This window comes from Lactiplantibacillus sp. C232 (assembly GCF_023806725.1).
GTDB classification, from domain to species: Bacteria; Bacillota; Bacilli; order Lactobacillales; family Lactobacillaceae; genus Lactiplantibacillus; species Lactiplantibacillus plantarum.
In genome coordinates, this window is the sequence record NZ_JAMSKZ010000003.1 from 171,112 (window position 1) to 184,517 (window position 13,406).

General features: G+C 44.5%; 15 protein-coding genes. 8 read left to right on the top strand and 7 right to left on the bottom strand.

Annotated features, from left to right (window positions below):
* Positions 1–5 precede the first annotated feature (5 nt).
* Positions 6–560 carry a Dps family protein gene (locus MZO41_RS04810; protein ID WP_013356023.1) on the top strand — a complete coding sequence of 185 codons (555 nt, stop codon included), beginning with the start codon at positions 6–8 and terminating at the stop codon, positions 558–560.
* Positions 561–688: 128 nt separating this feature from the next.
* Positions 689–892, top strand: coding sequence for a hypothetical protein (locus MZO41_RS04815; RefSeq protein WP_003643025.1), 204 nt, complete (start codon positions 689–691; stop codon positions 890–892).
* 99 nt (positions 893–991) lie between these two features.
* Here the strand turns inward: MZO41_RS04815 and MZO41_RS04820 are convergent, their stop codons facing one another.
* The gene (locus MZO41_RS04820) at positions 992–1,261 is read right to left on the bottom strand and encodes a metal-sensitive transcriptional regulator (RefSeq protein WP_013356022.1); all 270 of its coding nucleotides are present in this window, start codon (positions 1,259–1,261) and stop codon (positions 992–994) included.
* 23 nt (positions 1,262–1,284) lie between these two features.
* Entirely contained in the window at positions 1,285–1,605 is a 321-nt protein-coding gene (locus tag MZO41_RS04825) for a thioredoxin family protein (RefSeq protein WP_013356021.1), read from the bottom strand.
* A gap of 384 nt (positions 1,606–1,989) precedes the next feature.
* Here MZO41_RS04825 and MZO41_RS04830 point away from each other — a divergent pair, with 384 nt between their 5' ends.
* The gene (locus tag MZO41_RS04830) at positions 1,990–2,742 is read left to right on the top strand and encodes an MIP/aquaporin family protein (RefSeq protein ID WP_003645580.1); all 753 of its coding nucleotides are present in this window, start codon (positions 1,990–1,992) and stop codon (positions 2,740–2,742) included.
* A 153-nt stretch (positions 2,743–2,895) separates the two neighbouring features.
* On the opposite strand, the gene MZO41_RS04835 is transcribed toward MZO41_RS04830, so the two are convergent.
* Positions 2,896–4,800 carry a heavy metal translocating P-type ATPase gene (locus MZO41_RS04835; RefSeq protein ID WP_011102165.1) on the bottom strand — a complete coding sequence of 635 codons (1,905 nt, stop codon included), beginning with the start codon at positions 4,798–4,800 and terminating at the stop codon, positions 2,896–2,898.
* A 949-nt stretch (positions 4,801–5,749) separates the two neighbouring features.
* On the opposite strand from MZO41_RS04835, the gene MZO41_RS04840 reads away from it, so the two are divergent.
* Positions 5,750–6,721, top strand: coding sequence for an SGNH/GDSL hydrolase family protein (locus tag MZO41_RS04840; RefSeq protein WP_011102164.1), 972 nt, complete (start codon positions 5,750–5,752; stop codon positions 6,719–6,721).
* Between the two features lie 97 nt (positions 6,722–6,818).
* On the opposite strand, the gene MZO41_RS04845 is transcribed toward MZO41_RS04840, so the two are convergent.
* The 4 genes from MZO41_RS04845 to MZO41_RS04860 form a co-directional block, all read right to left on the bottom strand.
* Positions 6,819–7,514, bottom strand: a complete 696-nt coding sequence (locus MZO41_RS04845; protein WP_011102163.1) for a YdcF family protein — start codon at positions 7,512–7,514, stop codon at positions 6,819–6,821.
* On the bottom strand, positions 7,515–8,228 hold the full coding sequence (locus MZO41_RS04850) for a demethylmenaquinone methyltransferase (protein WP_011102162.1): 714 nt from the start codon (positions 8,226–8,228) through the stop codon (positions 7,515–7,517).
* A 267-nt stretch (positions 8,229–8,495) separates the two neighbouring features.
* The gene (locus tag MZO41_RS04855; RefSeq protein WP_011102161.1) at positions 8,496–9,449 is read right to left on the bottom strand and encodes a Dyp-type peroxidase; all 954 of its coding nucleotides are present in this window, start codon (positions 9,447–9,449) and stop codon (positions 8,496–8,498) included.
* Positions 9,450–9,609: 160 nt separating this feature from the next.
* On the bottom strand, positions 9,610–10,188 hold the full coding sequence (locus tag MZO41_RS04860) for a TetR/AcrR family transcriptional regulator (protein ID WP_011102160.1): 579 nt from the start codon (positions 10,186–10,188) through the stop codon (positions 9,610–9,612).
* 119 nt (positions 10,189–10,307) lie between these two features.
* On the opposite strand from MZO41_RS04860, the gene MZO41_RS04865 reads away from it, so the two are divergent.
* The 4 genes from MZO41_RS04865 (at position 10,308) to MZO41_RS04880 (ending at position 12,950) form a co-directional block, all read left to right on the top strand.
* Positions 10,308–11,309 (top strand): amidohydrolase family protein, encoded by a 1,002-nt coding sequence (locus MZO41_RS04865; RefSeq protein ID WP_013356019.1) that lies wholly within the window; start codon positions 10,308–10,310, stop codon positions 11,307–11,309.
* A gap of 13 nt (positions 11,310–11,322) precedes the next feature.
* On the top strand, positions 11,323–11,634 hold the full coding sequence (locus MZO41_RS04870; RefSeq protein WP_011102157.1) for a DUF2316 family protein: 312 nt from the start codon (positions 11,323–11,325) through the stop codon (positions 11,632–11,634).
* A 21-nt stretch (positions 11,635–11,655) separates the two neighbouring features.
* Positions 11,656–12,249: a nuclear transport factor 2 family protein gene (locus MZO41_RS04875; protein ID WP_011102156.1), complete on the top strand. Its 594-nt coding sequence runs from the start codon at positions 11,656–11,658 to the stop codon at positions 12,247–12,249.
* A 167-nt stretch (positions 12,250–12,416) separates the two neighbouring features.
* A complete protein-coding gene (locus tag MZO41_RS04880) occupies positions 12,417–12,950 on the top strand; it encodes a helix-turn-helix domain-containing protein (RefSeq protein WP_072533880.1) in 534 nt (177 codons plus the stop codon).
* Positions 12,951–13,406 lie beyond the last annotated feature (456 nt).

Below are 13,406 nucleotides of genomic sequence, written 5' to 3' on the forward strand. Positions count from 1 at the left end.
AAACGATGAGTGAACTAACGATCGACGAACAATACGCAGCGGAATTAAAACAGAGTGACATTGATCACCATGTCCCAACAGCGGGCGCAATGACGAATCACATTTTATCTAACTTAATGGTTGCTTACGTTAAGTTGACCCAAGTGAAGTGGTACGTTAAAGGACCACAATCATTGGCATTGCGGACAGCATATCAACGTTTGTTAGATCAGAATGTCCGTCAGTTTGCTGAATTAGGCGAATTACTCCTAGATGAAAACCAGAAGCCATCTTCCACAACGGCTGAATTAACCAAGTATTCCATGTTGGAAGAAAATGGGGCTTTCAAGTATCAATCTGCTGATGAACTCGTGGCCGCAACAATCAAGGATTTTGATACGGAAAACCTATTCGTTGACCGGGCTATCAAGCTTGCTGAAAAAGAAACCCGGCCGGCACTGGCAGCTTGGTTAGTTGCTTATCGTGGCAGTAACAATCGCAATATTCGGGAATTACAAGTTTATCTTGGTAACGATGCTCGAACTGGTTTGGATGAAGAAGATGAGGATGACGACGATTAGGCCGTTGTCGCAGAAGAATTAAACGCTCTGGATAGCGATTGTGTGGGCAAACTATCCAGGGCGTTTTTGCTATTACAACGGGCCTGCGCTATACTAACGACAATTAAATTATATGGGAGGACCCCGAGATGGCGATTAGTGACATTGTGATGTGGACATTTGTCTTTATTATTGCGACTGGGTTCGTAACGGTGGTTTCAACGGCGGTACTGTTGAAGCGAGCAAAACGAGCGCCCAAGGATGCCGAGCAGTCCCACAGTGATGACGACGATGACTGGAAAAAAGATGATTGGAACCATGATGACTGGAAAAAGGGCGATTGGAAAGATTGACTCGATAAGTTGCCTGACAGATACGGTGCTTAACTGAGTCAACTGGCACTAAAAAGACGGTATAACCAACTGAGATTGGCGACACCGTCTTTTTTGGCGTTATTTGGTTTTTAGCAGTAGATCCAAGGAGTGTTCAAGATTCTGAATATCAGCCGTGGTCATCGCATCTACACAATTATTAATATTACGGGCGATGACGAGTTTCATGGCCTTGTCGATACTTGATTTCACTGCTGAAAGTTGAACTAAGACATCTTCGCAAGGACGATTTTCGTCCATCATACGTAAAACGCCGTCCAGTTGACCAGCCGAGCGTTTCAGCCGGGTCTTGATCTGCTTGCTAGTGACATATTCTTCAGTAGTTGCCATGATTCATGATGCCCCCTTCGTAATTAGGCAAGTACTTTTTTGAGTTCGGTTTCAAAATCAGGCTTAGGACGTGCTCCGACCATGTGACTGACGACTTGGCCATCTTTCTTAATCAGGAAGGTTGGAATTCCTTGAACTTGGAATTGACTGGCCGTAGCTTGGTCATGGTCAATATTCAATGAAACGAAGTTGACCTGGTCCTTGTAAGCGGGGTCTTCAGAAAGGGACTTAAGAATTGGGTCCATCATGCGACATGGTGGGCACCAGTCTGCGCGAAAATCAATAACGGCGATACCAGTATCTGTTTCTTTGGCAAAATCTTGGTCATGTATTTCTTTAATCATTTTAGTTGACTCCTTTAGTAAGTATTTGTCACTAAACAATATACCCCCATAGGTATACACGAGCAAGTATTCTGCTTCTGGCCGTGGAGGGATTTAAAAAGGACTGATGTATTGGGTAATTAGATAATAACGATTTGTTGTGGAAGCTAGCGTCACCTGAGAATCTTCTAGTTGTGATCGCGAGCATTAACGTTGAAGATCTCATGTTGACGCGAGCGTGTTATACTAGCGCTTCATAATTATACAACCCAGGGTATCTGGTAGAATTATGTTGAATTATTAGAAACCGCTTATTTAAGCAAAATAAAACGTTTACATAAACAGTTTTATCTGGTATCTTCAAATTATCATAGATGCTCGGTACCTTACGAGGAGGATTTACAGATGACAGGTTCATGGGAAGCACGCTACGCCGCTGAATTTTTTGGCACGCTGATCCTAGTACTACTAGGTAATGGTGCTGTCGCTAACGCATTCCTGAAGAACACGACTGGTAACGATGATCCAGGACTCGCCAATGGAGGATGGCTCCTGGTTGCATCGGGATATGGACTGGGGGTCATGCTCCCAGCCATGATGTTTGGCTCGATTTCTGGTAACCATTTAAACCCCGCGATTACGATTGGGCAAGCCGTGATTGGAATCTTTCCCTGGGCGCACGTTGCGCCTTACTTAATCTGGCAATTTCTAGGAGCAATTGCAGGCCAATGCTTGATTTTGGCACTGTACTGGCCCCATTATCGGCAAACGACTGATAATGAGGCGGTCTTAGGGACGTTTGCAACTAGTGATCATGCGAACAGTCAGTTAAACGGTTTTGTTACGGAAATGGTAGGAACCGCAGTCCTGATTTTTGGTGCCATGGGATTATATCGCGGGATGTTTTTTCATCAAAATATCGATATCGCCAATATTGGCGTTGGACTTTTGATTGCTGCCATGGTTATTTCGTTAGGAGGTCCAACCGGTCCAGCCCTAAATCCGGCCCGTGACTTGGGACCACGGCTAGTACACGCGTTATTACCAGTACCGAACAAGGGTAGTTCTCACTGGGAATATAGTTGGGTTCCCGTGGTTGCCCCAATTGTTGGTGCCGTTATTGGAATTTGGATTTATAAGATCTTTTTTGGTTTATAATCGCAATTAATTAACCGAGCGTATTTATGAAATTATTATTGGTCTATCATTTTTGATTGCAATATGATAAAACGGTCCGCCGACTAGCTGGGGAAGACTAGTCGGCGGACCGTTATTTTTTGCTAGGCCTGTAACCAAGTTGGGGAGACTTGATTAAGCTGTGGCTGCTTGAATGGTTTTAGTTGGTTGGTGTTTGTCGAACTTGGTTTGGAAATTGATTAACCGCATAGCGTTGAAGATAACGACTAAGATACTAGCTTCATGGACAAACATCCCACTGGCCATGTAGATATAACCGAAGATTAGCCCAATCAGTAGGAAGGCCACGGTGGCAATGGCGATGAAGATGTTTTCACGAGTGTTCAAGACAGTTTTCTTGGCGAGACCGTGGGCGTGTACTAATGCGGGGAAGCTTGATTGCATCAAGACGACATCGGATGTGTCGATGGCAACGTCAGTCCCACTACCCATTGCGATTCCGATATCGGCGTTAGCGATTGAAGGACTGTCGTTGATGCCATCTCCAATAAAGGCGACCGTATTACCGGCTGCTTTTAGTTTCTTAACGTATTCGACTTTTTCTTCTGGCAAGAGGTTGGCGTGAACTTCATCTAGGTTCAATTCGTTGGCAACGGCTTGAGCGGTGAGTTCATTGTCTCCAGTTAACATAACGAGTTTCTTGATTCCTTGGGCTTTTAATGCGGCGAGGGAATCCTTCACGCCTGGACGAATCGTATCGGCAATCCCGAAGATGAGTTGAACTTGTCCGTCGACTGCCATGATAACGGTTGATTGACCACCAGCTTGTAAACCATTGAGATCTTTGAGTTGGGTAGGATTTAGTTTGATATTATGAGCCGTCAACATTTTTTGATTACCAATGACAACTTCTTGCTTACCGACTTGTGCACAGATTCCTTGGCCCTTAACGGTTTCAGTGTCATCTAGGACGGGAGCGACCCCCGCTGACTGCTGGTCGGCATAACTGACGATTGCTTGGCCTAACGGATGGTCGGAAACGCCCTCAATAGCGGCAGCGAGAGCTAGTTGATTATCCGCATTGTTTGTGTAAGTGTGCATGGTTGTAACGGCAGTGTTACCTTCCGTTAAAGTACCGGTCTTATCGAAGACCAGGGTATCGACTTTGGCAAAAGTATCGACGACTTCACCACCCTTGATCAGGATACCACGCTTGGCACCATTCCCGATTCCGGCAACGTTTGACACTGGGGCACCGATAACTAAGGCACCTGGGCAACCGAGAACCAGTACCGTGATTGCTAAGCGGAAGTCACGGGAGAAGGCGAAGACTAAGACTGCTAAAACGAGGACGGCAGGCGTATAATATTGAGCAAAGCGGTCGATGAACTTTTCAGCTTTGGACTTGGTATCTTGAGCTTCTTCAACCAATTCAATAATTTTGGCAAAAGTCGTGTCGTCGCCAACCTGAGTCGCTTTGATCTTCAGATAGCCATTTTCAACCATTGTTCCGGAGTAAACCGAGTCCTTGAGTTGCTTGTTGATTTGGCGTGCTTCACCCGTAATTGAGGCTTCGTTAAGGTAGCCGTTACCTTCAACAACAATCCCGTCAACGGGAACCTGACTCCCAGTTTTAACTAGGACAACGTCACCTTCGTCCACATCATCAACGTCGACTTCTTCGGTGCCATCATCAGTAACTAAAGTTGCGGTAGTTGGTGACATGTCAGTCAAGCCTTTGATTGCGGTCCGCGTCTTCTGCAAGGTCTTGCTTTCGAGATAGGAGCCAAACAAGAAGAGGAAAGTAACGATTGCGGATTCGTTGAATTCACCAATAATGAATGCCCCAATCACTGCGATACTAACTAACAGTTCAATACTGAAAACTTTGTTCCGAAGTGCGCTCCAAGCACGAACCGCAATCGGAATGACGGCAATAATTGAAGCAACTGCTAAAATGACTTGGTAACCGAGCGTAAATTGTAAGAGATATTTACTGAGCATCCCAAGGACAATCAGAATCCCCGTAACTAATGTAATGTGATTCGTATGTTTAGTGAGAAATAATTGGAATTTCATAATTTGCAACTCCTTATTTGATTTGATGACCCTAGTATAGTGAGTTCAGCTTGATGGCAACTTGATAGGCGTCAAGTTTTGAAAAATAACAGTATTAATTCTGGATTGCTGGCAGTGATTATGATTAAAACATGCCATTTTTTAAATTCAAAAGCAGCCAGCTTAGACCCACTGGAAACAGTTCGGGTTAGCGTAAACCTGCTTAGTTCGTTCGTCCTACGCCGACCTCCAGGCATTTCTGCCAATTGCCGGAACGTGGTGGGCACAGATTTGAGCCGAAAAAACACGTCTTAAATACTGGCCTTTCACTAACCAAGCAAAGGACGCTTGCTAAGTGAAATTTCACCACTGGGCATTGTCAGAAACGCCTTCCAGTCGGGACAGTATTCGAATGGCAGACGGAGATGTACCCAACTTTTATTGGACTCATCATTTTTCTTTATAAACAGTAATTTTGTCGAGCAACTGTCAGGTAGAAGGTAACATTTTGATAGCTCACTATTTCGAAATCACTATAGTAATAATCGAACGTCTCGACAAAGTGGTTAATGTAACCTTAAAGTCTCGTTTAAAATTCCATTATCAAAATAGTCAACGACCAATTGTACCAAGTTAAGTGGCCGTTCATCTGCCATTCGAGCGGCTTCCCGACTGGAGGGGCTGGATGGCAATGCTCAGTAGCCAAATTATTCTTAGTCGGAAGTGCCTTTCTTCCGGCTTAGAATAAGACTCGTATTTGAGATGACGCGGTTTGTGCGTTAGCTCAAATCGACGTCGGCTGCGTTCCAGCAATTGTCATCCAGCCCCGGAGGTCGGAATAGAACGCTCACCGGCTGACGAACAGTAAGCCAACTAAATGGCATGTTTTAATCATGTTTCATGACAAGTTAACGGAAGAATAGGTAGGATGATCAAGTTTGAGTAAACAAGAGGTATAGGAGGGAAAAACGTGGATTATCAAATAACGCAGGCCAATCAGCCCTTGATGCCGGCATACTTTCAGGGGCGTTGGGCGGTCAAGCAAATTGCGGATCGAGACGTGATGTATAGCACTAATTTGGGTGCTGAAATCGATTTTCAAGTCACTGATGCTAGTTTTGTGCGGTTGACATTCTTGCCGTTGGCGTATGAGCTACCGAGTTGGGTGGCGATCCAGATTGATGGCTTGCCTTTTCAACGGCAGGCGGTGACGAATGACCCCCTATGGTTGACACTGGATGGTCGGCCTCACGTGGTACGGGTAGTTTTGAGTGGTAATACTGATGAGGACCGTGTGTGGGATGGCAATCAAGGTTTTACAGTGAAAGCCCTGACGACAGATGGTGAGTTACAGCCAGTTCGGTTAGGCCGACACAGTGTGACGTGGATTGGGGATTCACTGACGGCCGGCTGCTGGGTCATGGGTAAGAACCCTGCCGAAGATTATCGCGCGGAAGCCAACTATGCGGCGGTTGCGAGTGACTTGTTGAATGCACGGAATGTCCGCATTGCTTATAGTGCCGTTGGTCTCAGTAAACCAGGAACTGGTGGCGTACCGGTACTGCCGGAGGTTTTAACAGCCGTGGATAGTAAAACGACGTGGCAACCAGTACCCACGGATTTAGTTGTGATTAATGTTGGTACTAATGATCGTCATACGGATGATACGACGTTCACGGTAGTTTTGCGCCGCTTCCTTAATCAGGTGCAGACGCTTTACCCGAATAGCCGGCTTGCTGTAATGATCCCGTTTAATCAGAATTTTGCGTCGATTATTCGCGCGGTCGTGGCTGAATTTATGCAATTGCAACTCATTGAAACGGCTACTTGGCAACTCAGTACCACGGACGGGGTGCATTTAGATTTAGCTGGCTCCCGGATGGCGGGCGAATTAACAGCACAAGCGTTGCGGACACAGTATCCAGATGTTTTTAAATCGTGATCAACCCATCTTATAAAAATCCCGTTTTACTGTAGCAATGTTCTGCTGCAGTGAAACGGGATTTTTTGGTGGCACTACTAGATTTTAAAAATAAACGTTAACGCTGGCGGTGTAGTGATTGCGACTGTAAATACCGGGCCGCAGCGAGAACTTCTTCGGGAATATCCACATGGGCGATGAAGCCCTGACCACGGGGACCATAACCGGTGGGGGTATCCACTAGGCGTTGAAATTCACCGAGTAAGAGTTCAGTAAAATAAGCAGGTTGCCAGCCAGCTACTATTGTGTTTGGCGTAAATTGCATTGGTTGTAGCCGGTTTAATTGCAAGGTCGCCGGCGCATAGCGAATAAAGTTGGCATTGGACCAATTGGCTGAGAACGTTAGGGTAGTCCGCCGCGCGAGTAACGGGTCTTGTACGAGTAGGACGTGGCGCCAATCGGTGGGGGCTAACGCGCGGGCATGCGTGGCATTGCTACCGGTATTGGTAGAAGTCTTGTCGAGGCGGATACTACCTTGATAGCCAGTCTTTCGAACAAGCGTCGCCATCAACTCAGCCTCACTAGCTTGAGATTTTGGCAGGTTTAAGTTTTGCCGCAAATACTTAGTGGCGTGGCCGACGCCGCCCGCAATAATGAGTAGTGGTAATTGATAGTCTTGGGCTAACTGGCCCGCTGCAGTGGCTGTTGCTGGGAGGCTGTTGCCACAAAGGACCAGGCCATCGAGGTGCTCAGGCAAGGCGGTGGTGTGTGTCAACCAAGCCAGACATTGATTGAAAGCGGTCAGTTCGTCCAATTACTTGGCCTCCTTAGTCCCAAAGTGAGCCGCTGCGGCCCCAAAGTTGAACCGTTGGAAGTGAACATTTTGAAAGCCTGCTTGCTGAAACATCGTTGCTAATTGTTGATAGCTTGCAAAGTGACGAGTGGTTTCCTGTAAATAGGAATATTCCTGATATTGATGGGCGAATAAGCGCCCGAATAGTGGGACTACTTTTGTGAAATACCACTGCCAGACTGGTTTAATCAATGGCTGATCGGGTTGGGACGTCTCTAAGCAGACCAAGCGAGCCCCCGGTTTTAGGACGCGATAAATTTCAGTTAAAGCTTGGGCTTTATCAGGCAAGTTGCGGAGTCCGAAGCCAATCGTGACGAGGTCAAAGGTGTTGTCTTTAAACGGAAGATGCATCGCATTACCGCGGCGCAACCAGACCCGATCGGCAACCTGTTGCTGGGTCACTTTTTGTTGTGCCAGTTTTAACATTGGGGCTGAAAAGTCTAATCCGATGACTTCACCGGGTGCCTGTAATTCTTTAGCCAGCGCGATCGTCCAATCACCCGTACCACAACAGAGGTCAAGAACATGGGCGTTAGACGCTAAATGGATTTGGGCCATCGTTTGCTTGCGCCAATGACGATGCGTTCCGAGACTGATGATGTTATTCATCCGATCATAGTTCGGCGCGATGGTGTCGAACAAACCTTGGACATTATGTAAATAACGATTTGCCATAAATGATACCTCCTGATAGTTGCTTTACTTACTACTATAGCAGATGTTAGTTGCCAGTTACCGTGAAAAGGAATGATAATCAATATAAAGCTACGATATTGATTTCGTTGCTGTTAATATTGTTCGTGAATAAACCGTTAAACTAAAGTTAAAATAACATAAAGGCAGTCTCGATTGGTATTTATTAAGTACCAATCAAGACTGCCTTTTTTGACAGCGCGTTCCTAATCGAAGCCTTAACGTCAAAACGAGTACGCTAGTAATAGCTTAAAAATCATCATCTGCAATTTGAGCTAACAGGTCACGTGATGGAATGAAGAACGCTTGTCCGGATAGTAAGGTGGAGAAAGTTAGTAAAAAGTCACTTTGGTCGACCATGTTTTGCAGCATGCCTTTGGTAACCGTCCAGTGACGGGCATAACCAATGAAGTACGTCCCTGTGTTACCAGCTGCTGGATTGGAGTACGGGACATTCATCCGAACGATTTTTTGTTCGACACCATCAATTTCCAATTTTGAAGCAACGTTGTGAGCATTCTTAAACTTGTCTTCGTCTTCTAACTCGAAGTCGCTGAATTTTTCACGGCCCACGGCTTTTTCCTGATCCTCGGTGTGCATATGTTCCCACACGGGCATATCATGTTGCCATTTCTGTGCAAAGGCGTAAGAACCGTTGATGAACTGGGGATCTTCGTCACCAACTAAGGCATAATCAGCGGCATCTTCTACGGCCGGCGCTTCCGTACCGTCGATAAAGCCAATGATGGCCCGGCCTTCGAAGTAACGAAAGCCCTTCGTCTCATCGAGGACGGTCGTGATTGGCGCTAAAACCCGCTGGAACTGCGTTTGGCATTCGTAGACGACCGCTTCGTTGCTTGCGCGAATGTGGAAGAAGAGGTCGCCGGGTGTTGCTGGCATAGTGTATTTGGGTCCACTTAAGGTGGTGTAAGTTTCTAATTCTTTAGGTTTGGGTGCGCCAGGAAACAGGTAATCCCAAGCGGCACTACTGATGCCGATGCTAACTTTTAATTGGGTACCAGTTTCAGGTTTGGCGTCCCGGATGCGTAACGAGCGAATGATGGCTTGTGACCGATCTGCAAATTCTTGAAAGACTTCACGGTCGTGTTGCTGATCCTGACGATTTAATTGAAGAACGGTAAATTGAACGTGTTCACCGACATCCTTCCAGACATCTTGGGCGCGATTTGGATTGATTGGCATGGTATATTTCCTCCATAAATTGTTTGATATTGTTAGCGTACATGGTGGTACGGGTAGCGTCAAATAAAGGCAAACGGCGGGGGTGAATAATGACGACATTCGCCAGCATCAGGGACAGGCGGCCAAACTACCGTGGTGTGTATCATGATAACTAAACGGATTAGTCAGTTGGAATTGTTGGTGCTTGTAAGACATTAGGAATTAATTGAATAAATAGCCGGTAAGTCTCAATTCTGCTGAGTGTTGGCTGCGTGGTCGCAAGTTGCCAAGCTAACTGATGAAGACAGTTGCCGAGATAAGTTGCCATAAAATGCCGTTGCTTAGGATGGATGGCTAAGCTAGTTAGCAGCTGTTGGGCAAAACCAACTTCTAATGGGATGACCCGATCGCGACACTGTGCCCATGACACGAGTAAGGGGAGATCCAGATGCGCGCGAAGCGTCGTGACGATTGCACCAGCAATGGTCGCGTAAGATGTGGTAGTTAAGTCATTTAACGCTTGTCCTAACTGTTGTAAGGCAATTAAGTATTCAATCACAATGATATCTTCAATATCCTGGTGATGGCGATAAAAAGTGGCACGTCCAACGTGAGCATCCAGACAAAGTTGTTTGACAGTTAACTCGTTGAAGATCTTTTGAGCCTTGAAATTCGCTTGCAGGGCAGTAATCAATTTACGATGAGTTTGATGAGTTCGCTGATCAATATGCAATTGATTGTTCATAATTAATTTTGTCATATGTCAATGATACACCAACTTGTGATATGTCTCAAAACGTCCCTTTTTTAGCATGTGAAAGCGTCTATAATAGCTGTCACAGTTAGATATAGCTGACCAATTAAGGAGATTGTCGACTAATGAAATTAATTACCGTTGAAGAGCATTTTGAATCGGCAGCTGTGACTGCCGCAATGCGTCAAGCTGTTGGTAACGCTGCGTTACCAACAGTTAGTCCAGCGCTACGCCAGTACATGCGGGACAATTTACCGAGTCCTGCAATTATGCAAGACACCCAGCATGAACGCCTGGCATTTATGGCTCAATCGGGCATTGATATGCAGGTGTTATCTTATGGTAATTCATCACCACAGAACTTATCGCCGGAACAAGCAGTTCCATTCTCACAATTAGCTAATGATGAATTAGCGAAAGCGGTGGCGGCTCATCCTGATCGTTATGCTGGGTTAGCCGTTCTACCAGTTGGTGATCCGCAAGCTGCGGTCGCTGAATTAAACCGAGCGGTGACGACGCTGGGATTACGGGGTGTGTTGCTGAAAGGAAATTATCAGAATAAATTTTTTGATGAGCCATTCTTCTTACCAATCTTTGAAGCAGCTGCGACGCTTGATGTCCCCGTGTATTTTCACCCCTCATTTATTCCGCAAGCAGTAACGAGTCATTATTTTGAAAGTAACCAATGGTCTGACGTTGTCACGGGGATCTTATCATCTGCCGGTTATGGTTGGCATATGGATGTTGGGATTCAAGTGATACGGATGATTGCTAGTGGTATTTTTGATAAATTGCCTGGCTTGAAACTCATTTCAGGACACTGGGGCGAACTAGTCCCGCTATTTTTGGAACGTTTGGATGATGAGTTAACAACATATACAGACTTGCAGTATCCATTTAGTACTTATTATCGGCATAATGTGTACGTGACGCCAAGTGGTATTTTGAGTGCACCTCAGTTGCAATTTATGTTAGCGGAGATGGGGGCGGATCACCTGATGTATTCGATCGATTACCCGTATAAGCAGCCGGAGACGAGTGGAAGTTTCCTGGATATCGCCGACTTGACCGATGAACAACGGGCTCAAATCGCGTTTGGCACGGCAACCACGTTATTTAAATTATAGGAGGAACGAAATAATGTCATTAAACGCACAACAAATGCAGGCAACCCGGGATGAATTACAAGCTAACTTTGCGTTGACTGGTCTTACGAAAGCCCAGGTAGCTGATGATTTAGCGATTAGTGCAACTAAGCTCGATCACTTATTTGACTTAACACAACAATCTTTGAACGATCCGTGGATCTTACGTAATTATTTGATTGAAAAGGTGGAAGCAGGCGGGAAGACGCCGGTGCCATTTACGGCATTAAGTGGCGACTGGCATCGTCATTGGTTTTTGAATAGCGTTGTCATTGATCGCCGAGAAATGTCGGCCGGTGATTGCTAAAATGATTGGAGGAAATCGTCAATGAGTAACGGAACTGATATGGCACTAATTAGTGAACTAGTGGCCCGTGAGCGCTTATTTCGTGCCCGGCATAACCCTGAAATCCGAGATTGCTATTACGCCGACGCGACTGTGGCAACTAGTTGGCAACAAGGACCACTAAGTACATTTATTGGCGCAGAATCGAAGGAAGTTGATCCGCGCTTTGTTATTGTGGGGAGCGTCAGTACGCCTGTCGTTCATCTGAATGGCGATAAGGCATACGTGGAACTACCAACCACGACGCATATGCGCATGATGGTCAATGGTACTTTAGCGGAATTAGAATCATATCGGCGACTGATTTACCGCGTCGAACGCCGTGATACTAAGTGGAAGATTAGTCGATTGACCTCAATTAACGAAAGTGATAATTTACGACCAGTCATTGTGGGACAGGATTTACACGTGATACCTCAAGATTTTAACGGTTTACGGTCCTCGTATCAATTCCTAGCCTATGTCCGACAAGCTGCCGGTGGTCAAATTAGTCAGGATTTATTAGGGACGGATCGACCAGAAGAAGTTGAGCGATTGTACAAGGAAACGAATGCGTGGTTGCGAGCTGGAGTATAGTTGAATATGAAGTTAGCGGGCTATCTGTTAGAACGATAGCTCGCTATTTTTTGTCTGGTAAATACATATTGTGAAGAAACAAGGTACTTGATATTCTCAGAATATTCAATTATTTAAAGTATCCTAATTAGAGAAATAATCAATAAGAATTTAGGAGTGTAAAAATAATCGAACACGATTTAGCTCACCAACTCAAAGCAGCAAGAATTGACAAAGGTTACTCACAAAATGATATTGCAAATATCCTAAATATTACTAGACAATCAGTTTCAAAATGGGAACGGGGATTGGTATATCCTGATTTAGATAACCTTATTCGTTTAAGTGATATTTATAGTATTCCGGTTGATAATTTAATTAGAGTTAACCATAAGAAACAAGTAGTTGAGCAAAAAGATACTGCTAACGTAAAAGTTAGTCATGAAAATTTGAAGGTTGATAAAGTTAATGTTTTAAAGTATCAAAATGTGATGAAAGGATTGCTCTTGATGATGCTTTCAATTATTTCAACATTAATTGCACCTATTGGCGTTTTGATACCTAGTTATGTGATATGGCGAAATAGTAAGCATAATATTTTATACAAATCAATCATTGCTGTTTCAATTATTGCAATAGTTGTTAGTCTTGTAAATTGTTTTGTGATATACAATGATAATTTTTCGTGGAATAATAAAACGACAGTATATCCGATTAAGTAGTCGAGATGAATAATTTTTTGTTTTTTATCTTTGCAATTAACTTAATAATATAATTTACTGTCCCAACCTTTTTGACCATTCTTAGAGTTACTTTACTATTGCTGTTTCGAATGATTTTTCTACTGACAATTTTGCCAATGTAAGAAAATGTTTTAATGTGCGAAATTTTGATGATCTTGTTTCCTTTTGTTTTAATATCGTAGCTTGCCCTCCAGGATAACGAAGATGTGTGTGCTACGTGTAGATTGGCAGCGCTAGCTGGTAATTCAACTGAAAGAATTATAGTGAGTGTTAACATAATAGTAATTATTTTTTTCATTAACTTAATCTCCTATCGAGTAGGTTAAGTTAATGAAAATCTTTAGATAAGAACCTAGTAGGCTACCTATGTAACCTGCTAGGTTCTTTAGTGATGATTAGATAAAAGCGCCCGCCAGTTTCTAACAGCAACCAATA

Excerpts from the sequence above, each read along its gene's own strand:
- MZO41_RS04810 (WP_013356023.1), top strand. The coding sequence starts at position 6 with ATGAGTGAACTAACGATCGACGAACAATACGCAGCGGAATTAAAACAG.
- MZO41_RS04815 (WP_003643025.1), top strand. The coding sequence starts at position 689 with ATGGCGATTAGTGACATTGTGATGTGGACATTTGTCTTTATTATTGCG.
- MZO41_RS04820 (WP_013356022.1), bottom strand. The coding sequence starts at position 1,261 with ATGGCAACTACTGAAGAATATGTCACTAGCAAGCAGATCAAGACCCGG.
- MZO41_RS04825 (WP_013356021.1), bottom strand. The coding sequence starts at position 1,605 with ATGATTAAAGAAATACATGACCAAGATTTTGCCAAAGAAACAGATACT.
- MZO41_RS04830 (WP_003645580.1), top strand. The coding sequence starts at position 1,990 with ATGACAGGTTCATGGGAAGCACGCTACGCCGCTGAATTTTTTGGCACG.
- MZO41_RS04835 (WP_011102165.1), bottom strand. The coding sequence starts at position 4,800 with ATGAAATTCCAATTATTTCTCACTAAACATACGAATCACATTACATTA.
- MZO41_RS04850 (WP_011102162.1), bottom strand. The coding sequence starts at position 8,228 with ATGGCAAATCGTTATTTACATAATGTCCAAGGTTTGTTCGACACCATC.
- MZO41_RS04855 (WP_011102161.1), bottom strand. The coding sequence starts at position 9,449 with ATGCCAATCAATCCAAATCGCGCCCAAGATGTCTGGAAGGATGTCGGT.
- MZO41_RS04860 (WP_011102160.1), bottom strand. The coding sequence starts at position 10,188 with ATGACAAAATTAATTATGAACAATCAATTGCATATTGATCAGCGAACT.
- MZO41_RS04865 (WP_013356019.1), top strand. The coding sequence starts at position 10,308 with ATGAAATTAATTACCGTTGAAGAGCATTTTGAATCGGCAGCTGTGACT.
- MZO41_RS04870 (WP_011102157.1), top strand. The coding sequence starts at position 11,323 with ATGTCATTAAACGCACAACAAATGCAGGCAACCCGGGATGAATTACAA.
- MZO41_RS04875 (WP_011102156.1), top strand. The coding sequence starts at position 11,656 with ATGAGTAACGGAACTGATATGGCACTAATTAGTGAACTAGTGGCCCGT.